This window comes from Enterobacter cloacae complex sp. SHL020 (assembly GCF_049236945.1).
Lineage (GTDB): Bacteria > Pseudomonadota > Gammaproteobacteria > Enterobacterales > Enterobacteriaceae > Enterobacter > Enterobacter dykesii.
The window spans coordinates 917,864-939,437 of sequence record NZ_JBMKJF010000001.1 but is presented as its reverse complement, the minus strand read 5'-3'; the positions used below and the strand labels follow the sequence as shown (position 1 = coordinate 939,437).

The window sequence follows — 21,574 nt, the reverse complement described above, 5'->3', positions numbered from 1 at the left end:
TTAAATTTTGTTTCGTAAATCCAGTTAATTAGTGTGGATGCTTTTATTTTGTGCATTCAATCAAAATAGTGCTCGATAAAGCTCGTTATCGTCGTGTAGAAAGAGGATGCTAATAAATATAAAGTTGTAGAGGAGGATGGGATATGTACGGATTTATTGCGCGACAACCCATTTTTAACCCTGAGATGAAGACGGTGGCCTACGAGCTGCTGTTCAGAGATGGGATGACAAACCGTTTTCCGGATGTGTCGGCGGAATATGCCACCTCCAGGATGATCTCAGATCAGTTTTTATGCGTGCCGTCCCAGCGCATCGCCGGGGCACATACGTCGTTTATTAATTTCCCGTCGCGAATGGTCATAGACCGCAGTGGAGAAGCGCTGGATAAAGAGAGCGTGGTCATTGAGATCCTGGAAGATGCTGTGCCGGGAGCGGAGCTGTTGCAGGCTGTCAGGGAGATGAGTGCGGATGGTTATCAGTTTGCGCTTGATGATTTCACGCTTGCGCCAGAATGGGATGTTTTTTTACCCTATATTTCAATACTGAAGTTTGACGTCAGGAATTATACCTTAGCGCAAATTAAACAGTATCTGAAAGAGCGTAAACATTTAACCGGGCATATTAAATATCTCGCTGAAAAAATTGAGACTAAAGAGGAATTCAGCGAATACAGGGAAGAGGGATTCTCGCTGTTCCAGGGCTATTTTTTCTGCCGTCCGGAGGTCATTAAATATAAACGGCTATCGCAAAATCAGCTGGCGATTTTTCGGCTGCAAATGGAGGTCGGACGCAATAAACCCGATTTTCGGATCGTCGAGTCGTTGATTAAAACCGATCTCACGCTGTCCTATAAGATTATGCGCTACATGAAGCACACCGCATTTAAACATATCGGTGCCTGTAATTTCAGCAAGTTAACCCTGAGCGAAGTCCTCAGATACCTCGGGGAAAACCAGCTGAGACGGTTTGTTGCGGTCGTGGTCCTCGCCAGTGCGGGCAATGACACCGTCAGCGAGCTTTACCCGCTGAGCATGATGCGCGGCAAGTTCTGCGAACTGATCGCCGAGACGATGAACGAACCGACGCTGGCTGAAAATGCCTTCATGTGCGGCCTGTTTTCTCTGCTCGATACCCTCCTTGAGCTGCCGATGGCCGAGTTGATGAAGCAAATTGCGGTCCCGCAGAGCGTGAGCAATGCCCTGTGCCACCAGGAGGGACGGCTAGCCGATATGGTGAGCCTGTGCCGATACTATGAACAGCAGCAGTGGGACGAGGCGACCCGGGTTCGTCAGGCGCTGGGTCTGTCGGATGAGGATGTGGTTGAGGCGATGAGAAAGGCGACAATCTGGGCAGGGGAGAATGCGGTCAGTTAATCCTCCTCACGCCGTACGGGCGGCGTGAGGAAGAACGCGATACCGTTACCGGCCCGCTTTTAATTTCTGGTAATACTCTTCGTAGAGGCGGCTGGCGTCACCGACATCGTTCTGCCATTCACCTTTGCTGATGGTTTCGGCATCCGGATAGAGCGATTTATCGTTAGCTACCTCAGGCTTCAGCAGCTTGCGTGCGGCGAGGTTTGGCGTCGGGTAGCCAATCGTCTCGGCAACCTGTTTCGCTACGTCCGGACGCAGCAGGAAGTTAATCAGCTTGTGCGCCCCTTCAGCGTTTTTCGCGTTGGCGGGGATCGCAAGGCTGTCCATCCAGAAGATCCCGCCTTCTTTCGGCCAGACCACCTCAAGCGGCGTACCGGCCTGGCGGGCGACATACGCGGAGCCGTTCCACACCATCCCCAGGTTCACTTCGCCTTCCATATACGGATTTGCCGGGTTATCAGAGTTGAACGCCGCCACGTTAGGCATCAGCTTTTTCAGCTCGTTATACGCCGCTTCAATCTCTTTCGGATCCGTCGTGTTGCCCGAGTAGCCCAGCTTGCGCAGCGCGACCTGGAACACTTCACGCGCGTCGTCGGTTAACAGCAGGCTACCCTTGTACTCTGGTTTCCAGAGATCGGCCCAGCTTGTCACCGTTTTTGGATCGACGGCCTCGCTGTTCACGCCAATCGCGGTTGCCCCCCAGATATACGGAATGGAGTAGTCGTTATTCGGGTCGAACGGCTTGTTGAGCATCTCAGGATCGAGGTTTGCAAAATTGGTTAGCTTCGTTTTGTCGATCTTCTGGATCATGCCCTCTTTGCGCATTTTGTCGACAAAGTAGGTGGAAGGCACGACCAGATCGTACGCGCCGTCTTTGTAGGTTTTCAGCTTGGCGTACATGGTTTCATTCGACTCGTAGGTCGAGTAGATAACCTTGATGCCCGTTTCCTTTGTGAACTGTTCCAGCAGGCCCGGCGGCACGTACTCGGTCCAGTTGTAGAAGTAGAGCGTTTTGCTGTCATCAGCGTGCGCGGCACCCATGCCAAGCACCAGCGCCGCAGCGGCGAGCATTTTTTTCATTTCATTGTCCCCTGAGATTTTGTTTTATCACGAGCAATAACCTGGCTGGCAATCACCAGAACCAGCGAAAACACCAGCAGAATGGTCGCCAGCGCGTTCACCTCCGGTGAGACGCCGACTTTCACCATTGAATAGATCTTCAACGGCAGAATTTCATAGCTCGGACCGGTGACGAAGGAGGACACGACCACGTCATCCATCGACAGGGTGAAGCTAAGTAGCCATCCGGCCGCCACGGCGGGCATCGCCAGAGGCAGGATGATTTTGCGCAGGATGATCATCTCGCTGGCACCCAGATCTTTCGCCGCCTCCAGCATGCGCACGTCGAACCCTTTCAGGCGCGCGAAAACGGTCACCACCACAAACGGCAGGCAGAAGGTGATGTGCGAGAACAGCAGCGACCAGAAGCCAAGCTGTACGCCCAGCAGCATAAACAGCACCAGCAGCGAAATGGCCATCACGATGTCCGGCGACATCATCACCACAAACAGCATGCCGCTGACGAACGGTTTGCCGCGAAAGCGATAGCGGTAGAGCGCCACGGCGGTGAGCGAGCCAATCAGCGTCGCGAAGGTGGCGGAGAAGATCGCCATCGTCAGCGAGTGCTGCGCGGCCTGCAGCAGGCTATCGTTGTTCATCAGCAGGCTGTACCAGTTGGTGGTAAAGCCCTGCCAGTTAATCCCGAAGCGTGAGCTGTTAAACGAGTTCACGATCAAAATAACGATCGGGATATACAGGTAAGCGTAAATGGCGGTCATAAAACCGCCGCGAAGCAGTCGACCGATCATTCGAGTTCCACCTTCTTGTTCAGCAGCCGTGAAGCGCGCCAGTAGACCAGCAGCATCAGGCCCATGACCACCGTCAGCGTAATGCTGGTCGCGGACCCGAACGGCCAGTCGCGGATGTTCAGGAACTGGCTCTTGATCACGTTACCGATCAGCAGGTTTTTCGCGCCGCCCATCAGATCCGACACGTAGAACAAGCCCATCGCCGGGAGCATCACCAGCAGGCAGCCCGCGATAATGCCGGGCATGGTCAGCGGGATAATAATGCGGATGAAGGTCTGCAGCTTGTTAGCGCCCAGATCTTTTGCCGCCTCCAGCAGCGGTTTATCCAGCTTCTCGATGCTGGAGTAGAGCGGCATCACCATAAACGGCAGCAGGATATAGACCAGGCCGATAATCACCGCGCTCGGGGTAAACATGATGCGGATCGGCGTATCAATCACTCCCAACCACAGCAGAAACTCGTTGAGATAGCCCTTTGTGCTGAGGAAGATCTTCAGGCCATAAATACGGATGAGCGAGTTGGTCCAGAAGGGAACAATCAGTAAAAACAGCAGCAGGGGCCGCACCTTTTGCGGCAGGCCCGCGAGGAACCATGCGAAAGGATAGCCCAGCACCAGACAGGCAAGGGTAGCGATCAGCGCCATGTTGAGCGAGTGCAGCAGCACGTCAAAATAGAGCGGATCGAGCAGGCGCGCGTAGTTGTCCAGCGTAAAGACCAGCGAAACGAAGCTAGCGTCGTCGCGGGTCAGAAAGCTGGTGGCAACGATCATCAGGTTGGGCAAAAAGACAAACAGCACAAGCCAACCGACGATCGTGGCGATCACCACATTCTGGAATTTACTTGTGTTCTTCATCAGCCAGCACAACCTCCCAGCTTTCTACCCAGTTAATAACCATTTTCTGGTCGAGAGAGTGGTCGAAGTCAGGGTCGTCTTCGTTAAAGAACTCGCTGACCATCACCATTTTGCCGTTCTCAAGCTCGACAACGGACTCCAGCGTCATCCCTTTGTAGTTGCGCTCGCGGATATAGCCAATCAACCCTTCGGCCTCGGTATTGCCGTGAATTTCATCGACGCGCAGATCTTCCGGGCGTAGCAGAACGTTGAGCTTTTGTCCCTTTTCGACGGGGAAATTCACCGTGATATTGCACTCGCGCCCTTCGACGCTGGCTCGCACGCGCTGGTCGTCCAGACGCTCGATCACCGTGGCGTCGAAAATATTGATCTCGCCAATGAAGCTGGCGACAAACAGATTCTTCGGCTCTTCGTAGATTTCGCGCGGCGTGCCGTCCTGCTCGATTTTGCCGTCGCGCATCACCACGATGCGGTCGGACATGGTCAGGGCTTCTTCCTGATCGTGGGTGACGAAGACAAAGGTAATGCCGAGCTTGCGCTGCAGGGCTTTGAGCTCGTTCTGCATCTGCTTGCGCAGCTTGTAATCCAGCGCCGAGAGGGATTCATCCAGCAGGAGCAGGCGAGGCTTGTTGACGACGGCGCGGGCGATGGCCACGCGCTGCTGCTGGCCGCCGGAAAGCTGATGGGGTTTACGCTGGGCAAACGTCTCAAGCTGCACCATGCGCAGGGCGTCGGTGACGCGCGGTTCGATCTCGTTCGCCGGCGTTTTTTGCATCCGCAGGCCAAACGCCACGTTTTCAAACACGGTCATGTGCGGGAACAGGGCGTAGCTCTGAAAGACGGTATTGACGTGGCGATCTTCGGCGGGAACCCGGGTGATGTCCTGGTTTTCAAGATGGATATGGCCGTTATCGACGCTTTCAAGCCCGGCGATAAGGCGTAGTACGGTTGTTTTGCCGCAGCCCGAGGGGCCAAGCAGCGTCAGAAACTCACCGTCATTGATGGTCAGAGTGAGGTCGGAAATAACGTCTTTACCATCAAAACTTTTACGAATTCGTTCCAGTTGCACCAGCGGTGAACGTGAACGGGATTGTGTATTCAATTTTTGCGCTGTCCCATATAGACGCCTCAGGCAGCAGACTGAAGCGGGGTTTGTGTGTAACCACCTTGGTGACTCGTAATGAGGGCGGACATTCTACGGCAATCCCCTGCGATCGCCAATCCTTGTCACTGATTCATAAGCTACATTTATTAACGCATAACGATACAAACGGAAAATATTCTCGTTTGCGGGATAAAAGTGACCTGACGCAATATTTGCGTTTTGATGCTTATTGATAATGTTGTCACAAAAAGTGAGGGTGACTGCATGGATAAATTACTTGAGCGTTTTTTACAGTACGTTTCGCTGGATACCCAATCTAAGCCGGGTGTTCGCCAGGTGCCGAGCACCGAAGGCCAGTGGAAGTTATTAAACCTGCTGAAAGAGCAGCTTGACGCCATGGGGCTGGTCAACGTCACGTTAAGCGAAAAAGGCACTGTGATGGCAACGCTGCCGGCGAATGTCCAGGGTGATATTCCGGCGATTGGCTTTATCTCCCATGTCGACACCTCTCCGGATTTTAGCGGTAAACATGTGAACCCGCAGATTGTGGAAAACTACCGCGGTGGCGATATAGCGCTGGGCATTGGTGACGAAGTGCTCTCGCCGGTGATGTTCCCGGTACTGCATCAGCTGCTGGGCCAGACGCTGATCACCACCGACGGTAAAACGCTGCTGGGGGCGGATGACAAGGCGGGGATCGCGGAGATCATGACCGCGCTGGCGGTGCTGAAGGGCAAAAATATCCCGCACGGGGATATCCGCGTGGCCTTTACGCCGGACGAAGAGGTGGGCAAGGGCGCGAAGCACTTCGACGTGGAGGCCTTTAACGCGCAGTGGGCCTATACCGTTGACGGCGGCGGCGTCGGTGAACTGGAGTATGAAAACTTCAATGCCGCGTCCGTCACCATCAAAATTGTCGGCAACAACGTTCATCCCGGCTCGGCGAAAGGCGTCATGGTGAACGCGCTGTCGCTGGCGTCGCGAATTCATGCGGAAGTCCCGGCGGAAGAGAGCCCTGAACAGACCGAAGGGTATGAAGGTTTCTATCACCTGACCAGCATCAAAGGCACCGTGGACAGCGCGCAGATGCACTACATCATCCGCGATTTCGACCGCAAAGCCTTTGAGGCGCGCAAGCGTAAGATGATGGAGATCGCCAGGAAGGTGGGCAAAGGGTTACACCCTGATTGCTATATTGAGCTGATCATTGAAGACAGCTATTACAACATGCGCGAGAAGGTGATGGCGCATCCGCATATTCTCGATATCGCCCAGCAGGCGATGCGCGACTGCGATATTGAACCGCAGCTGAAGCCGATTCGCGGCGGCACCGACGGTTCTCAGCTGTCGTTTATGGGGCTGCCGTGCCCGAACCTGTTTACCGGTGGCTACAACTACCATGGTAAGCATGAGTTTGTGACGCTGGAAGGGATGGAAAAAGCGGTTAAGGTGATAGTGCGGATAGCGGAGTTAACCGCGAAGCGGTAAGAAAAAGCCCGGTGGCGCTACGCTTACCGAGCCTACGATCGGAATGTAGGCCGGGTAAGGCGAAGCCGCCACCCGGCAAATATCACGACTCAGTCCTCAAAGAACCAGTACCCGCTGTTGACCAGCGCGGCCAGCATCGCGAGGAAGGAAGGATCTTCCAGCGCATCGCCAAAGGTGTCGGCAGTGAGCACCAGATGGCTGGCAATGGCTTCCAGCGCCGGGCGGTGCGGAGAGTCCAGCTTCTCGCCGTTGACGAACACCTCTTCACCAATGCGCAGCACGCGCAACCCGCCCAGACGCGTCAGCTTATCGCCCTGCTGAAGCGCATCATAAATCTCGTCAGCCTGATACGGCGGCTCCGGCGGCGCAACGTCCAGCTCATGACGAGACTGGCTGATAAACTCACCAAACCACTGTTTGAAGTGCTCCGGCTCGTTGATCAAATCCAGCATCATGCCGCGCAGCTTATCGAGTTCTTCTGGCAGAATATCCGCCGGATGCTCGCGCGCAGGCACATCAGGGTCGCTGTAACGATAGCTGCCCAGCTCGCGCTGCAGAACGTAGTCGGCAAATCCGCTGATCATCTCGCGGCCGCTTGGCGCGCGGAACCCCACGGAGTAGTTGAGTGAGTTTTCCAGGGAGTAACCTTCGTGAGGGAATCCCGGCGGAATGTAGAGAATATCACCCGGCTCCAGCTCTTCGTCGATAATCCCTTCAAACGGGTCAACCTGAAGCAGGTCAGGATGCGGGCAGTGCTGCTTCATCGGCACTTTTTCGCCCACGCGCCAGCGGCGGCGGCCCGTACCCTGAATGATGAACACGTCGTACTGGTCAAGATGTGGACCTACGCCGCCGCCCGGCACGGAGAAGGAGATCATCAGATCGTCCATGCGCCAGTCGGGCAGGGCGCGGAACGGGCGCATTAATGCGGCAGTCGGCTCGTGCCAGTGGTTGACCGCCTGCACCAGCAACGACCAGTTGTTTTCACCGAGGTGATCGTAGCTTTCGAAAGGACCGTGGCTAACCTGCCATTTCCCGTCCTGGTGGCTGACCAGACGGCTGTCGACTTCGTTTTCCATGGCCAGACCTGCCAGCTCGTCAGGCGAGATAGGGTCGACAAAATTGCTGAATCCGCGTTTCAGAACCACCGGGCGTTTTTGCCAGTAACGTTCAATAAACTCGGGCCAGTTAAGCGTTAAGTGATAATCCATAATTTTTTTATTCCGCAGGCTCTTACTGACTCGGATTATAACGGAAGCTCAGTCCCCCGGCTGCGAGATCCTCGCATTTTTCACATAACGGGTTAACTATCGTTCAATGTGGGCTGCTGGCGACCAAAAATAACCTCCATTCTGGCGCCGCCCAGCAGGCTTTCACTGGTTTCTATTTTCCCGTCGTACTGGTCGACAATCTCACGGGCGACGGCCAATCCTACGCCCTGGCCAGGACGTAGCGTATCGGCGCGCTGACCGCGATCGAACACCACGTCACGCTTATTGCGTGGGATCCCCGGGCCATCATCCTCAACGATAATATGCAGTTCGGTTTCCGTCTGACGAGCAGACACTTCCACGAACTCCAGACAGTATTTGCAGGCGTTATCCAGCAGATTACCCATCACTTCCATGAAGTCATTTTTTTCACCCACAAAGCTTATCTCTGGCGAGATATCGAGGCTGATGTTCACCCCTTTACGCTGATACACCTTGTTGAGGGCGGACGTGAGGTTATCCAGAAGCGGGGCTACCGGGTGCAGCTCGCGGCTCAGAAGCGCGCTGCCGGAACGCATGCTGGCGCGGTGCAGGTAATAGCCAATTTGCTGGGAAATACGGCTGATCTGCTCCAGCATCACCGGCTCGGCATCATCGACGCTCAGCTTCGAGCTGCGCATTGAACGCAGGGTACTTTGCATGACGGCCAGCGGAGTTTTCAGGCTGTGGGTCAGGTCGGTAAGGGTGGTACGGTATTTATCGTAGCGTTCGCGTTCACTTTTCAGCAGGCGGTTGAGGTTACGCACCAGGCTGGTGAGCTCACGGGTGGTTTCCGGGTTCAGCTTCTCGCGATGATGTTCTTCCAGCTCACGAACCTCTTTCGCCAGTGATTCAATGGGGCGCAAGCTCCACCACGCCGCTACCCACAGCAGTGGGATCACCAACAGGAGATTCGCAGCCAGAACGTAGATGAACCAGCTCCAGACCATATAAGAACGCTTCAGCTCGACCGGAATGGTGTCGATCACCACGATGGTCAGCTGCGGCATGTTCAGCGTCGCTGGATAGAGGTTGATCGCGACGGAGTGCGTCATCTCCGTCTCGGCGTTGTCGGCGCGGATCTCGTTCAGCTTTTGCTGCAGGGAGCGATCTTCATGGATCAGCGAGCTGGTGGTGTTGAGATCGGCTTCAATTTCGTGAAATCCGTTGGTTTTGAGCCATTCCGGACGAATGCTTTTGACCAGCCAGGGAATATCACGCTGCGCCCACAGTAATTTCCCCTTTTCGTTATAAATCAGGGCCAGCGTCGGGCTCTGCTGGTTGAGGTTTTCCGGCATTTCGACGGTAATTTGATTGTTTTCCCACTTCGCCAGGGTATAAAACAGATTGCTTTCGCCACGTAACAGCCGAAAGGTGGTTTTATCAAAGCTGACGCTGTAGCCTACCAGGGCGACCATGCCGTAGGAGAGCGACAGCACCAGCACGACGGCAGCCGTGGCCAGTAAGAAACGAACCCGCAGCGAGAGGGGCAGAATATGGCGTAAAATCCGTCTCATTTAGCGTAATTCGAACAGGTAGCCCTGGCCACGGACGGTGGTAATCACATCCTGCGGATACTGCGCCTGAATTTTCTTACGCAAACGTCCCATCAGCACGTCAATGGTATGGCTCTCGCGCAGTTCCGCATCAGGGTAAAGCTGCAGCATTAAGGAATCTTTGCTCACCACTTTGCCATTGTTACGGATCAGCGTTTCCATGATGGTGTATTCGAAGGCGGTGAGCTTAATCACTTCATCATTGATCGCTAATTCCCGGCGGGAGAGATCGACCTGGAATGGCGGAATGGAAATAACCTGTGAAGCCAGCCCGCTGTTGCGGCGTAACAGTGCCTGCATGCGCGCCGCCACCTCTTCAATATGAAACGGCTTGGTGACGTAATCGTCGGCACCCGCGCTGAGCACTTCAACCTTATCCTGCCAGCCTTCACGGGCGGTCAGAACCAGAACCGGCAGGGAGACATCGTGGCTGCGCCAGCGGCGAATTAACGACAGACCGTCTTCGTCAGGCAACCCTAAATCGACAATGGCGATATCCGGCAGATGTTCATTGAGATAATAATCGGCTTCTTTCGCATCTTCAGCATCGTCCACCTGATGTCCCATCTCCTGAAGCTGAACCTTCAGGTGATGGCGTAGCAATGCGTTATCCTCAACAACCAGTACGCGCATCATCTCTTCTCCCTAAATAATTGGTATGAATAGTTTAACGCTGATTATGTTGTTGTGGGGATAAACATTGAGTAAACCGGGGAAAAGCATCCCCCTTTTCGGGCGAAAAGGGGGAGAAGGGCGTTACTTCAGCTCGTCGACCATGGTGATGGCGCGGCCAATGTAGTTCGCCGGGGTCATCGCCTTCAGGCGTGTTTTCTCTTCTTCCGGCAGGGCCAGACCGTCGATAAACTGCTTCATGCCTTCGGCGTCAACGCGTTTCCCGCGGGTCAGCTCTTTCAGCTTCTCGTACGGTTTTTCGATACCGTAACGACGCATCACGGTCTGGATTGGCTCCGCCAGCACTTCCCAGTTGTGATCCAGTTCGTCCAGCAGACGGTCACGGTTCACTTCCAGTTTGCTCACGCCTTTCAGGGTGGACTGGTACGCGATCAGCGCGTAGCCAATGCCCACGCCCAGGTTACGCAGTACGGTGGAGTCGGTCAGGTCGCGCTGCCAGCGGGATACCGGCAGTTTGCTTGCCATATGCTGCAGCACGGCGTTCGCCAGGCCCAGGTTGCCTTCGGAGTTTTCGAAGTCGATTGGGTTTACCTTATGCGGCATGGTGGAAGAGCCGATTTCACCGGCGATGGTTTTCTGCTTGAAGTGGTTCAGGGCGATGTAGCCCCACACGTCACGATCGAAGTCGATCAGGATGGTGTTGAAGCGCGCGATGCAGTCAAACAGTTCGGCGATATAGTCGTGCGGCTCAATCTGCGTGGTGTACGGGTTCCACTGAATGCCCAGAGAGGTCACGAACTCTTCGCTGAACTGGTGCCAGTCCACTTCCGGGTAAGCGGCGATGTGGGCGTTATAGTTACCGACCGCGCCGTTGATTTTGCCCAGAATTTCAACCTGTTCCAGCTGACGATACTGGCGCTCCATACGGTACGCGACGTTCGCCATCTCTTTACCCATCGTGGATGGCGTGGCTGGCTGGCCGTGGGTACGGGAGAGCAGCGGAATGTCGCGGTATTCCACGGACAGCGCTTTTACCGCGTCGATGATTTTACGCCAGTAAGGCAGCACCACCTCTTTGCGCGCGGTGGAGAGCATCAGCGCATGAGACAGGTTGTTGATGTCTTCAGAGGTACAGGCGAAGTGAATGAACTCAGACACGGCGTGCAGGGCAGGAACGCTTTCCACTTTCTCTTTCAGGAAGTACTCAACCGCTTTCACGTCGTGGTTGGTGGTGCGCTCAATGGTTTTAATGCGCGCGGCGTCTTGTTCGCTAAACTCGGCAACGATTTTATCAAGGTAATCGTTTGCCTTTTCGTCAAAAGCAGGAACTTCCTTGATTGCTGCCTGGGCGGCCAGCTTTTGCAGCCAGCGTACTTCAACCTGAACACGGAACTTCAGCAAACCATATTCGCTGAAGATCCCGCGCAGCGCGCTGACTTTATCGCCGTAGCGTCCATCGACAGGGGATACGGCGGTCAGTGAGGATAATTCCATAATTCGCAACTCCGGGAGGTTAACAATGAGCAAGAATTTGTTTTGCCTGAGTGGTCAGGCGATTACGAGAAAACATTAACTGCAGGCGGCCACCGCCAACCTGGTGCCACAGCACGGCGGCGCGGATACCTGCCAGCAGGGACGCACGCACTTTTGCCTGTACCTGCGGACTTTGCAGCACGGCAGGGGAGCCGGTGACCTGAATACGCGGGCCCAGCGGGCTGATGACGTCAACATAAATGCCGGCCATGGCGCTCAGCAGCGTTTCCGACTGCAGGTCAAAATGATCGAGCTGACGCTGTAATCCGGCAATACGATCGCCCAGGGTATTGAGCGCGCCTTTTGCGGCGCTCAGCTTACGCTCCAGCACCATCAGGCTCAACGTGTAGCGGGTCAGCTCCGCGTTTAATCCCTGACGGCTGCTGGCGTTAAGCACGCCGAGCAGGGTTTCAAGACCGAGACGAAGATTGGTTTCACTGCCGCCGAACACGCCCAGCGTCGAGCCGGGGTTGAGATCGATAACGCTGTTCAGTGAAACGTGCAGGGCATCTGCGTCGCAATGCCCCTGATGCGCCAGCTGTTGCACCAGACGGGCTGACTGGCAAATTCCCGCCAGCGCCAGGGTGATGTCATAGTAGTTCTTCGCCACACGGTCTCCTTTATGTGTGAATCGTATTAAACAGCAGGCAGCGGCAGGCGCTGTTCAATGATCCCGCCGCCCAGACAGATTTCGCCGCTGTAGAAGACAGCAGACTGACCCGGGGTGACGGCGGCGACCGGCTCGTCGAAACGCACGTCAATGCGATCGTCATCGAGCGCGGTAATGGTGCAAGGAATATCGGTCTGACGGTAGCGCGTTTTTACCGTGCAGCGCAGCGTGCCTTTCAGCGGCTCACGATCGACCCAGTGCAGCTGCTGCGCGATAAGGCCAACGGACATCAGACGCGGATGATCGTGACCCTGGGCAACAACCAGAATATTGTTTTCGACGTCTTTGTCGACAACATACCATGGATCTTCGCTACCTTCTTTGGTCCCGCCAATACCCAGGCCTTTACGCTGGCCGAGCGTGTGGTACATCAGCCCCTGATGCTGGCCAATCTCTTCCCCGTCGACGGTGACAATTTTACCCGGCTGTGCAGGCAGGTACCGTCCCAGGAAATCGCGGAATTTGCGCTCGCCGATGAAGCAGATGCCGGTAGAGTCTTTTTTCTTCGCGGTAATCAGGTCCAGCTCTTCGGCGATTTTACGCACCTGCGGCTTTTCCAGCTCGCCGACCGGGAACAGGCTCTGGGCGATTTGCTCGTGGCTCAGCGTATAGAGGAAATAGCTTTGATCTTTGTTGCCGTCCAGACCGCGTAGCAGCTGGCTTTTGCCATTCACGTCTGCACGGCGCACGTAGTGACCGGTCGCAATATAGTCAGCACCCAGATCTTCCGCGGCGAATTCCAGGAAGGCCTTAAATTTGATCTCTTTGTTGCACAGAATATCCGGGTTCGGCGTGCGGCCCGCTTTGTACTCTTCCAGGAACAGTTCAAAAACGTTGTCCCAGTATTCTGCGGCAAAGTTAACGGTGTGCAGCTCAATGCTGAGCTTGTCGCATACGGCCTGCGCGTCGGCGAGATCCGCTGCGGCGGTGCAGTATTCCTCGCCATCATCTTCCTCCCAGTTCTTCATGAACAGGCCCTCCACCTTATAGCCCTGTTGCTGCAACAGGTAGGCGGAAACGGAGGAATCGACACCGCCGGACATGCCGACGATCACTTTTTTCTGGCTGTTATCTGACATGGAATACTCACGACATTGAACTTCAAGGCGGCGTATTCTATCACGCCCCCCCACCATTGACACCCTCTGTAAACGGCCAGTTAAATGCGCCGATAATATCCAGCGGTAAGCGGCCAGCAGACTCCCAGCAGCGAATGCTTTCCGCAACCAGCGGCGAGCGCAGGTTTGGCGCGTTCAGGATCTCGTCTGCGGTCACCCACAGACAGCGGTCGATATCGTCATCCTGCGGCTCAGTGGCGCACGTTTCGCTAAGCTCAACGGCAAATAAAAAGCGCAGGAACGGGGTGTGATCGGGTGCGATCCACTGATGCATGCGGATGAAGTGCTGAGGCTCAGCGTGAATGCCGGTCTCTTCCCATAGCTCGCGTTTTGCTGCCTGCAGCAGGGTTTCATTGGCTTCAAGGTGTCCGGCAGGCTGGTTCCACAGCGCTTTGCCGTTAATGCTCTCTTCGACAACAAGGAATTTACCCCTGGCGTGGACCACGCAGGCAACCGTGACATGAGGTTTAAACATAGTGACTCCTTAAGGGGTAACGTCTCGCCATTCGCCGTTTGCCAGCGTTTCCAGGGTGTAGCTGCCCATGGCGTAGCGAATCAGACGCAGGGTAGGGAAGCCGACGTGTGCGGTCATGCGCCGAACCTGGCGGTTGCGGCCTTCATAAAGGGTTATTTTGAGCCAGCTTGTCGGAATGGATTTGCGTTCACGAATCGGCGGGTTGCGCGGCCAAAGCCACTCCGGTTCATTCACGCGCTCAATACCCGCCGGCAGGGTTGGGCCGTCGTTCAACGTCACGCCGCTGCGTAGCGCTGCCAGCGTCGCGTCATCCGGCTCGCCTTCCACCTGGACGAAGTAAATTTTACCGGTGCGTTTGCCCGGCTGCGTGAGCTTCGCCTGTAAAGCGCCGTCGTTGGTTAACACCAGAAGGCCTTCGCTGTCGCGGTCCAGACGCCCGGCCGCGTAGACCCCCTGAACAGGAATGTAATCCTTAAGCGTGCTGCGCCCGGCTTCATCGGTAAACTGCGGCAAAACATCGTAGGGTTTATTGAACAAAATAACCCGCTTCGGCTGGGTTTCTTGCGGTCTTCTGGCGGCTTGTCGCGAGCTGAATCGCTCAACCCGGTGTTTTGTAAAAGAAGTTTTCTTCATGGTATTTTCAGGCGTTATCAATTGCCGCATTATAGCTTAATAACGAAGACCTTTCATGGCGCAGGACAATCAGGTACTATCGAAGGGCTCATTACAATTTATTAACATAAGATCAGTAACAACCAGAAGCGCTCGAAGGAGAGGTTAATGGAAAGCAAAGTAGTTGTTCCGGCGGAAGGTAAAAAGATCACCCTGCAAAACGGCAAGATTAACGTTCCTCACAATCCGATTATCCCGTTCATCGAAGGTGACGGTATCGGTGTAGACGTTACCCCGGCGATGCTGAAAGTGGTTGATGCCGCTGTTGAGAAAGCCTACAAAGGCGAGCGTAAAATTTCCTGGATGGAAATTTACACCGGTGAGAAATCTACTCAAGTTTATGGCCAGGACGTCTGGCTGCCAGCAGAAACGCTGGATCTGATCCGCGACTACCGCGTTGCTATTAAAGGCCCACTGACGACGCCAGTTGGCGGCGGTATCCGTTCCCTGAACGTGGCACTGCGTCAGGAGCTGGACCTGTACGTGTGTCTGCGTCCGGTTCGTTACTATCAGGGCACCCCAAGCCCGGTTAAGCACCCTGAACTGACCGATATGGTTATCTTCCGCGAAAACTCAGAAGACATCTACGCGGGTATCGAATGGAAAGCGGACTCTGCTGACGCAGAAAAAGTGATTAAATTCCTGCGCGAAGAGATGGGCGTGAAGAAAATTCGCTTCCCTGAGCATTGCGGTATCGGCATCAAGCCATGCTCTGAAGACGGTACTAAACGTCTGGTGCGTGCGGCCATCGAATACGCGATCACCAACGACCGTGACTCTGTGACTCTGGTTCACAAAGGCAACATCATGAAGTTCACCGAAGGCGCGTTCAAAGACTGGGGCTACCAGTTGGCGAAAGAAGAGTTCGGTGGTGAGCTGATCGACGGCGGCCCATGGCAGAAGATTAAGAACCCGAACACCGGCAAAGAGATCGTCATTAAAGATGTGATCGCCGATGCGTTCCTGCAGCAGATCCTGCTGCGTCCTGCAGAATACGACGTGATTGCCTGTATGAACCTGAACGGTGACTACATCTCTGACGCCCTGGCAGCACAGGTTGGCGGTATCGGTATCGCCCCTGGCGCGAACATCGGTGACGAGTGCGCCCTGTTCGAAGCGACCCACGGTACTGCACCTAAATATGCGGGCCAGGACAAAGTGAACCCGGGCTCTATCATCCTGTCCGCAGAGATGATGCTGCGTCATATGGAATGGTTCGAAGCCGCAGACCTGATTGTCAAAGGTATGGAAGGCGCGATTAACGCGAAAACCGTCACCTATGACTTCGAACGTCTGATGGAAGGCGCTAAGCTGCTGAAATGCTCAGAGTTTGGCGACGCGATTATCGCGAACATGTAATCCAGATTCTGGGTTAAACTGGAACGGGAGCCGATTGGTTCCCGTTTTTATTATTAGTTTTCGAATGGTTATCAACAATTTATCAAAATAGATTATCAAAACCCTCTCTTAATCAGATGTTTTTTCCTATTATTTCCGCATTGGCCATAACAATTTACCGGACGGCATACAGGTTGCTATAAGCATATAATATGTATTCGGGCGTTGTAGTCTCCAAACTATCAGAAATGTATACAAACTCGGTTCTCATATCCTTTTGCTATTTTATCTGGGAATCACTGGTTCCTGCTGGTTTCCTTAGTCAATGTACAAAAATATACATTTCATTGTGTGATTATAACTTTTTTTTGCGTATTTATATGCTGGTAACACAATTTTATCTCTGTATATTTAAGAGAAATTTTTGGAGGATCTATGCATAAAATTAAGCTTGCAGTGATATTTCTTTTTATTTGCGTTTTTAACACGACTGTATCTGCTAGTAATTCAATGTCTATGAATTATGCTATAGGCAAGAAAAATGGGGCGGAAAATATGCATGGATTGAATATCATGTTTAGACACGATATGAATGATTTCGCACTGGTCGCATCAGGCACTTATATACAGAATACCAGCGGCTCTGGATATTCTTATTTAAAGAATAAATATGCATCTATTATGCCGGGTATAGCATTTAACATTACGCAAGATATAAACTTATATGGGCTTGCTGGTCTTGCTTCTGGCTCAAAAATGAAACCTAATCAAACACATGAGGTTTACGGAGCTGCTTTTGGTGCTGGTTTTTTTTACAATTTAACAGACAACATTCAATTAAATTCAGGATATGAATTGGGAATTATTGATAACAAAGAAATAAATACTTTCATCATTGGGATAGGATATTTGTTTTGATTTTGAAGGTGAATAAAATGATCTCTAAAAAATTATTAAGAATATACGTTATTACTGACAATTATTTTTTATATCACGGCATCAGGGAACTTATTGAAGATTCAAAAGTTTTTGAATCTTATACATATAACGTTGAGCAAACCACAAAGCTTCCAACACTTATTTTTTATCATAAGTATCATACTCAAGATATTATTATTACAGATAACTTTTTACATTGTTATGCAGTTTCAAAATACAGACCAGAAAAAACTTTGATTTTACCATGTAATTACGACTTGGATAAATACATTGAGTGTTTTAATGATTTAACAGACCAAAATGACTTTCATGATATGCTTCATTTTAAAAAACTATCATCACAAGAGACTCTTTTGTTCACTTTGTTTTCTGAAGGAACAACAGATGACAACATTGCAATTATTCTTAACATAACAAAAAAGACAATAAGCACACATCGACGTAATATTTTGCAAAAGTTGAATTTAAAAAATAGACATGAACTTTATATGTATGCTCTGGCAACAAAGGAGGGGGTTTATGAGCATGTATAATACAATATCTATTTTATCGATAATGGTATTGATTCCATTCTCAATCTATTGTCTTTATGCTAATTATCGCATAAACGAAAAGAAGAGTATTGCATCAGAAACAACACCATTATGGAGAAAGATTTTTCTGCCGCCTAAGTGATTAGTATTTTAGCGGTAGATTTTTAATGTTTAAAAGTTTTCCTCTGTGAATTTTAATATACCCCCCATCATTGAGGTCTTTTAGAACTTTATTTAAGGAGCTACGAGATATTGTACTTCTAGATAAAATAAATTTGAAAACTGAAATTTGAGATCTTTCATTTTCTGGTAATTCCCATATAGCTTCTAAGTTGTTTTTTATAATATCGTAGGCATTTTTTGATGAAAATCTTTGATCCCTTTTGAAAAAGTTTGAAGCGATTTCACAAGTCATTAAGAAAAAATGTTTCCACAAATTATTACTATCAGCTAGGCAGTTCAGTTCTATAGTTGGTATTGCTGTAAAGGCTGCATCCGTCGAAGCTCTGAAATAATGATAATCATTCTTTTCGAACATAAAAAATAACCCTAAAATATAAGGTGCATATACAGTGAAAATTAAAATATCGTCTGTTTTCCTATAAATATCTACTCTACCTTCGGTGAGAAAGTAAACATGTGGTTTATTATTGAGTGTGCTGTGTATCTGCTGTCCATTTGACGCATAAATGCGTATAAATTTGTTAGAAGCTTCAACAATCTCTAAGATATGGTCAAACATGATTTAATGCCTCTGCTATTATTTTCATTCTTAAAGTTTGATGTTAGGCAATCATATGATCTTTTTAGGAGATGGCAAGTTTAAATTTAAATATGTTCTTGTGTAATTATACATAATTTATTTATGAGTTAAATTAGCAGCAGTTAGTGCTGGGTTCGTCAAATATTATCAACCTATCATTCTCAATATTCATGAGGATGTGTGTTTTGTGTTAGTTGATTGTTTGGTAGGGTGCTAACAATTTATTTTATAACTATTTATAATATATAGTTTGCATACTAATGTTTTCCATGCTTGAGTTTTGCTAAAAAACACTTCTGCAATTCTATTTTTTGCGATATTTATACTAGTCTACTCATTCTGCTTTGAATTATATTGGTTTTGAATTCAATGTTAAAAAGAGGATTGAATATGTTATTTCTACTTTCATGTATTGTCTTGTTGATACTGATAGTTGCTGTTGTTTACGTTATGCTATTTAATAAAGATAGCATGGATATTACGCAATTCATAGATTTACTATATAAAGATAATGAAGAGAAATAAATATATAAAAGAGGTTGAGTAGGTGTTAACTAAAACTCAAAAAAATATCATTTGGATGATTACAGAAAAATCAATAGGCATAATTGGTCTTTTCTTTATAAACGCTTTAGTAGCTAAATACTTGGGGCCTGTAGTAATTGGGCAAATAGCAATCGCAACTGCGATTTTTCAAATTATTCAAGTTGCCGCGGTTTTTGGTAGCGATAGTATTTTCTATAAAAGAATAACCACAAACTTACTGGGCGGCATTCAATTAATGTTGCCTATATTCATATTGAGGAGTGCGGTATTTATATTTTTTGCATGTACTTGCATCATGATTTTAAATGTGCAAATGGATTTAACAGGTATGGTGTTAGTGCTGTCAATATGTTTGGCATATTACTTTTACACAATTGATACATATACAAGCTTTAATGAGTCATTGCTGAACTCTAGAATGAATGCTCTTGCAAACGTAACCGGACTTATTTTCGGTTTAGTAGTCAGAGCATTAATGGTTAAATATAAAGCTCCGGTTATCTTATTTGGACTGCCTCTTATAATTATAAGCGCTACCCCTTACTTTTTGAAGTTATTTATATTCCGGAAGGAATATAAAAGTAAAGTGACAATAAAATATAAAGCATTAAGAAAAAGATTTTTTTACCTGAGTTATGCGGGTAGTATTCTCGTTGTTCCTTCTGTTATTGCATCAATCTATCCGAGATTGAATTTACTTGTAATATCATTTTTGTATGGGGATCATGATGTCGGCATATATTCAGTTTCTCAAACTCTTGCTACTAGTTGGAATTTCATTTTGTTATCGTTGCTAACCTCTTGTCTACCGGCAATATTTCGAGAGAAAAACAAATCAAAAATAATCAATCTTGGTGCAAGACTGCATTTGAATATCATTTTACTGTCAATTCCGGTAATATTTCTGATGACGTTTTTGATAAGCTATGTAATCTTCTACATATATGGTGGTGAGTATAATGAATCTATAGCGCCCTGCATTTTATTATGTTTTGCAACATTATTATCTACACTTGGAATGGCTTCATCGAAAATAATTGTTAAGCTTTCTGGATATAGATTTTTGCTATATAAAACTATATTTGTTTTGGTTTTTAGTTTGGTGCTTTCTTATTTTTTTTCTCTAAGGTTCGGATTGATTGGTGCTGCCTTAGCGGTTATCATTACTGAAATTTTTTCTCTAACAATTTTCAACTACTTGTTCATGCAAGGTTTTATGTTGTTAGTGCATGTCGAAATAATCAAGGTTATTTGCGGATGCGTTCGGAAATTATTTAAAAAAAGCGTTAGATAAAGGTTAATAAAATGCAATCTTTATCTGAATGGGTTAAGATAAAAGTTTAAGTCTAAAATCTATTCTTTATAAAAGATATTAATCGTTATGTTTAATTAATTGGTAAGATGTTTTGCAATCCGATGGGGTTTTAAAAAAATAAATATAAAGGAGTGCATGCTCCTTTATATAAGTATTTTAATCCAATCTTTACCCCGATCATCATGATATCGAGCCGTTTGATTCGGTGACTTATGACCTAGCAACTTCTGAGTATCTATCCCTTGAATCTCATATAGTCTTTCCGCTAACGAGCGTTGTTCATGGAAAGTAGCTGGCGTGCCATCCCCCCAATTTATGTCTGATTTATCACGAGCCTTACTGAAGTTCATTGTTATTGTGTTCGACTTTACCTGGGCACCTCGTTCTGCCATTGAGGTTGCCCGAAAGAAGTGGATTAGGTATGGACTCACTGCATAGTCACGGCAACGTGCAACTACATCCCTCAAACTCCAGTCAATCGCGTTAAGCCTTAGGGATAGAGGGAGCGCTAGCTTGCTCCCTGTTTTCTCCTGAACGACATGCAGATGGTCATCCCAAATATCGCAAAACTTCATGTTGGAAATATCCCCAAGGCGTTGACCTGTAACGAGCGCCAATAGCATTGCATTGCCCATGTATTGATGGCGGGCATCAGCTATCGCGAAAATCTTTTGCCATTCGTCGAGGTTTAGACGTTGTCGGGTAACTCGCCGGCGCGGTTGTTTTGTCGCAAGAGCCGGGTTATAACCCGGCGGTACCTCGCCATAATGCTGGGCTTCCTTGAATACATCGATCAAAACAGAGCGGATTACCTGGGCCATCCTCGGTTGACCTTCTGCAACATAGGACTCCAGTATCTGGGCAACATCCCGAACATCGACGGATGAAATCAATTTCATTCCCACGCTCTCACGAAGTAGGGCTACTGGTTTAGCCTTTTGTTTATGAGTGTTCGGCTTGATATCACCATTCTCCAGTCTTTCATCCTGAATTTTCCAATAACGATCTAACCACGTATTTGTTGTTATCGCCTTTCCTTTGCTGGTGGCGATCTTGTCACTGAGAGCCAAAACCTGCCTGGTGCGCTGTTCAGCTAGTCGCTCATTAGCTTCGATTGCTATTGCTGTTGCTTCAGCCTCGTTAGTTCCGAGGCTGTGAAATTTACCAGTAACAGGATGCTTATAACGCCAGTAGATTTTATTTACCTTCCGACTGTATAGCGGATAGAGATTAGGTATCTTGACGTTGTTTTTACGTGGTCGAGCAGCCATCAGACAGTATCCTTTGAAGCATAGGAGAATCAGATTTTTTAATAACGGGCTGGGTTAAATTACCTGTAATCTCGGCATCTTCTCTTACCCGCCAGTATCTTCCTTCTTTGGTGGCCGGGGGAGTGAACATGCTCTCTTTGGCGTATCGGCGTAAAGTATTCAGACTTGGAGGATTACTCCGGTATTTTTCCGCAGCCCATTCTTCTAAAGTCAGCATTTGAAGCATGTGATTTACCTCATAATGGCCCATATCAGGGCCATTTTCTGATATTAA

At 49.6% G+C, this 21,574-nt stretch carries 21 protein-coding genes; 6 read left to right on the top strand and 15 right to left on the bottom strand.

Annotated features, from left to right (window positions below; genetic code table 11):
• Positions 1 to 143: 143 nt before the first annotated feature.
• Positions 144 to 1,373, top strand: a complete 1,230-nt coding sequence (locus ACOTZB_RS04620; RefSeq protein ID WP_045357027.1) for an EAL and HDOD domain-containing protein — start codon at positions 144 to 146, stop codon at positions 1,371 to 1,373.
• A 45-nt stretch (positions 1,374 to 1,418) separates the two neighbouring features.
• On the opposite strand, the gene potD is transcribed toward ACOTZB_RS04620, so the two are convergent.
• Genes potD through potA form a run of 4 tightly spaced genes read right to left on the bottom strand, consistent with a single transcriptional unit; the run spans position 1,419 to position 5,227 of the window.
• A complete protein-coding gene (potD, locus tag ACOTZB_RS04615) occupies positions 1,419 to 2,453 on the bottom strand; it encodes a spermidine/putrescine ABC transporter substrate-binding protein PotD (RefSeq protein WP_023311175.1) in 1,035 nt (344 codons plus the stop codon).
• A complete protein-coding gene (potC, locus tag ACOTZB_RS04610; protein ID WP_023311176.1) occupies positions 2,450 to 3,241 on the bottom strand; it encodes a spermidine/putrescine ABC transporter permease PotC in 792 nt (263 codons plus the stop codon). Before potC ends, potD begins: the two co-directional genes overlap by 4 nt.
• Complete coding sequence (potB, locus tag ACOTZB_RS04605; protein ID WP_421626562.1) at positions 3,238 to 4,095, bottom strand: spermidine/putrescine ABC transporter permease PotB; 858 nt, start codon at positions 4,093 to 4,095, stop codon at positions 3,238 to 3,240. The genes potC and potB overlap by 4 nt, the downstream gene beginning before the upstream one ends.
• Positions 4,079 to 5,227: a spermidine/putrescine ABC transporter ATP-binding protein PotA gene (potA, locus tag ACOTZB_RS04600; RefSeq protein ID WP_174259824.1), complete on the bottom strand. Its 1,149-nt coding sequence runs from the start codon at positions 5,225 to 5,227 to the stop codon at positions 4,079 to 4,081. The genes potB and potA overlap by 17 nt, the downstream gene beginning before the upstream one ends.
• A gap of 237 nt (positions 5,228 to 5,464) precedes the next feature.
• Between potA and pepT the strand changes: the two genes are divergently transcribed.
• Complete coding sequence (gene pepT, locus ACOTZB_RS04595; protein WP_313148889.1) at positions 5,465 to 6,688, top strand: peptidase T; 1,224 nt, start codon at positions 5,465 to 5,467, stop codon at positions 6,686 to 6,688.
• A gap of 89 nt (positions 6,689 to 6,777) precedes the next feature.
• Here the strand turns inward: pepT and ACOTZB_RS04590 are convergent, their stop codons facing one another.
• The 8 genes from ACOTZB_RS04590 to rluE all read right to left on the bottom strand — a co-directional run bounded on the left by ACOTZB_RS04590 (position 6,778) and on the right by rluE (position 14,586).
• A complete protein-coding gene (locus ACOTZB_RS04590) occupies positions 6,778 to 7,899 on the bottom strand; it encodes a cupin domain-containing protein (protein WP_023311180.1) in 1,122 nt (373 codons plus the stop codon).
• 92 nt (positions 7,900 to 7,991) lie between these two features.
• Positions 7,992 to 9,455, bottom strand: coding sequence for a two-component system sensor histidine kinase PhoQ (gene phoQ, locus ACOTZB_RS04585; RefSeq protein ID WP_059445281.1), 1,464 nt, complete (start codon positions 9,453 to 9,455; stop codon positions 7,992 to 7,994).
• Positions 9,456 to 10,127, bottom strand: a complete 672-nt coding sequence (phoP, locus tag ACOTZB_RS04580; protein ID WP_028019015.1) for a two-component system response regulator PhoP — start codon at positions 10,125 to 10,127, stop codon at positions 9,456 to 9,458.
• A 123-nt stretch (positions 10,128 to 10,250) separates the two neighbouring features.
• Positions 10,251 to 11,621, bottom strand: coding sequence for an adenylosuccinate lyase (gene purB / locus ACOTZB_RS04575; protein ID WP_008500757.1), 1,371 nt, complete (start codon positions 11,619 to 11,621; stop codon positions 10,251 to 10,253).
• A 19-nt stretch (positions 11,622 to 11,640) separates the two neighbouring features.
• Positions 11,641 to 12,270, bottom strand: coding sequence for a high frequency lysogenization protein HflD (gene hflD, locus ACOTZB_RS04570; RefSeq protein WP_013097081.1), 630 nt, complete (start codon positions 12,268 to 12,270; stop codon positions 11,641 to 11,643).
• A 26-nt stretch (positions 12,271 to 12,296) separates the two neighbouring features.
• Positions 12,297 to 13,409: a tRNA 2-thiouridine(34) synthase MnmA gene (gene mnmA / locus ACOTZB_RS04565; protein ID WP_421626560.1), complete on the bottom strand. Its 1,113-nt coding sequence runs from the start codon at positions 13,407 to 13,409 to the stop codon at positions 12,297 to 12,299.
• A gap of 40 nt (positions 13,410 to 13,449) precedes the next feature.
• Positions 13,450 to 13,923 (bottom strand): NUDIX hydrolase, encoded by a 474-nt coding sequence (locus ACOTZB_RS04560; RefSeq protein ID WP_193804586.1) that lies wholly within the window; start codon positions 13,921 to 13,923, stop codon positions 13,450 to 13,452.
• Between the two features lie 9 nt (positions 13,924 to 13,932).
• Positions 13,933 to 14,586 carry a 23S rRNA pseudouridine(2457) synthase RluE gene (gene rluE / locus ACOTZB_RS04555; RefSeq protein ID WP_023311239.1) on the bottom strand — a complete coding sequence of 218 codons (654 nt, stop codon included), beginning with the start codon at positions 14,584 to 14,586 and terminating at the stop codon, positions 13,933 to 13,935.
• A 117-nt stretch (positions 14,587 to 14,703) separates the two neighbouring features.
• Here rluE and icd point away from each other — a divergent pair, with 117 nt between their 5' ends.
• The 3 genes from icd to ACOTZB_RS04540 all read left to right on the top strand — a co-directional run bounded on the left by icd (position 14,704) and on the right by ACOTZB_RS04540 (position 17,405).
• Positions 14,704 to 15,954: an NADP-dependent isocitrate dehydrogenase gene (icd, locus tag ACOTZB_RS04550; RefSeq protein WP_193804584.1), complete on the top strand. Its 1,251-nt coding sequence runs from the start codon at positions 14,704 to 14,706 to the stop codon at positions 15,952 to 15,954.
• A 414-nt stretch (positions 15,955 to 16,368) separates the two neighbouring features.
• Positions 16,369 to 16,851, top strand: a complete 483-nt coding sequence (locus ACOTZB_RS04545) for an outer membrane beta-barrel protein (RefSeq protein WP_047368301.1) — start codon at positions 16,369 to 16,371, stop codon at positions 16,849 to 16,851.
• A gap of 17 nt (positions 16,852 to 16,868) precedes the next feature.
• Entirely contained in the window at positions 16,869 to 17,405 is a 537-nt protein-coding gene (locus ACOTZB_RS04540; protein ID WP_047368302.1) for a response regulator transcription factor, read from the top strand.
• A 142-nt stretch (positions 17,406 to 17,547) separates the two neighbouring features.
• On the opposite strand, the gene ACOTZB_RS04535 is transcribed toward ACOTZB_RS04540, so the two are convergent.
• Positions 17,548 to 18,147 (bottom strand): helix-turn-helix domain-containing protein, encoded by a 600-nt coding sequence (locus ACOTZB_RS04535; protein ID WP_052954323.1) that lies wholly within the window; start codon positions 18,145 to 18,147, stop codon positions 17,548 to 17,550.
• A gap of 568 nt (positions 18,148 to 18,715) precedes the next feature.
• Between ACOTZB_RS04535 and ACOTZB_RS04530 the strand changes: the two genes are divergently transcribed.
• Positions 18,716 to 20,008 carry a polysaccharide biosynthesis protein gene (locus tag ACOTZB_RS04530; RefSeq protein ID WP_240168055.1) on the top strand — a complete coding sequence of 431 codons (1,293 nt, stop codon included), beginning with the start codon at positions 18,716 to 18,718 and terminating at the stop codon, positions 20,006 to 20,008.
• Between the two features lie 164 nt (positions 20,009 to 20,172).
• On the opposite strand, the gene ACOTZB_RS04525 is transcribed toward ACOTZB_RS04530, so the two are convergent.
• Positions 20,173 to 21,300 (bottom strand): site-specific integrase, encoded by a 1,128-nt coding sequence (locus ACOTZB_RS04525; protein WP_047174577.1) that lies wholly within the window; start codon positions 21,298 to 21,300, stop codon positions 20,173 to 20,175.
• Positions 21,281 to 21,526: an excisionase gene (locus ACOTZB_RS04520; protein WP_071787694.1), complete on the bottom strand. Its 246-nt coding sequence runs from the start codon at positions 21,524 to 21,526 to the stop codon at positions 21,281 to 21,283. The genes ACOTZB_RS04525 and ACOTZB_RS04520 overlap by 20 nt, the downstream gene beginning before the upstream one ends.
• Positions 21,527 to 21,574: the final 48 nt, after the last annotated feature.

Coding starts and splice junctions, on each gene's coding strand:
- icd (WP_193804584.1), top strand. CDS start 14,704: ATGGAAAGCAAAGTAGTTGTTCCGGCGGAAGGTAAAAAGATCACCCTG.
- potC (WP_023311176.1), bottom strand. CDS start 3,241: ATGATCGGTCGACTGCTTCGCGGCGGTTTTATGACCGCCATTTACGCT.
- ACOTZB_RS04545 (WP_047368301.1), top strand. CDS start 16,369: ATGCATAAAATTAAGCTTGCAGTGATATTTCTTTTTATTTGCGTTTTT.
- mnmA (WP_421626560.1), bottom strand. CDS start 13,409: ATGTCAGATAACAGCCAGAAAAAAGTGATCGTCGGCATGTCCGGCGGT.
- ACOTZB_RS04590 (WP_023311180.1), bottom strand. CDS start 7,899: ATGGATTATCACTTAACGCTTAACTGGCCCGAGTTTATTGAACGTTAC.
- phoP (WP_028019015.1), bottom strand. CDS start 10,127: ATGCGCGTACTGGTTGTTGAGGATAACGCATTGCTACGCCATCACCTG.
- ACOTZB_RS04540 (WP_047368302.1), top strand. CDS start 16,869: ATGATCTCTAAAAAATTATTAAGAATATACGTTATTACTGACAATTAT.
- purB (WP_008500757.1), bottom strand. CDS start 11,621: ATGGAATTATCCTCACTGACCGCCGTATCCCCTGTCGATGGACGCTAC.
- ACOTZB_RS04535 (WP_052954323.1), bottom strand. CDS start 18,147: ATGTTTGACCATATCTTAGAGATTGTTGAAGCTTCTAACAAATTTATA.
- ACOTZB_RS04620 (WP_045357027.1), top strand. CDS start 144: ATGTACGGATTTATTGCGCGACAACCCATTTTTAACCCTGAGATGAAG.
- potD (WP_023311175.1), bottom strand. CDS start 2,453: ATGAAAAAAATGCTCGCCGCTGCGGCGCTGGTGCTTGGCATGGGTGCC.
- ACOTZB_RS04560 (WP_193804586.1), bottom strand. CDS start 13,923: ATGTTTAAACCTCATGTCACGGTTGCCTGCGTGGTCCACGCCAGGGGT.
- ACOTZB_RS04525 (WP_047174577.1), bottom strand. CDS start 21,300: ATGGCTGCTCGACCACGTAAAAACAACGTCAAGATACCTAATCTCTAT.
- rluE (WP_023311239.1), bottom strand. CDS start 14,586: ATGCGGCAATTGATAACGCCTGAAAATACCATGAAGAAAACTTCTTTT.
- pepT (WP_313148889.1), top strand. CDS start 5,465: ATGGATAAATTACTTGAGCGTTTTTTACAGTACGTTTCGCTGGATACC.
- potB (WP_421626562.1), bottom strand. CDS start 4,095: ATGAAGAACACAAGTAAATTCCAGAATGTGGTGATCGCCACGATCGTC.
- ACOTZB_RS04520 (WP_071787694.1), bottom strand. CDS start 21,526: ATGCTTCAAATGCTGACTTTAGAAGAATGGGCTGCGGAAAAATACCGG.
- phoQ (WP_059445281.1), bottom strand. CDS start 9,455: ATGAGACGGATTTTACGCCATATTCTGCCCCTCTCGCTGCGGGTTCGT.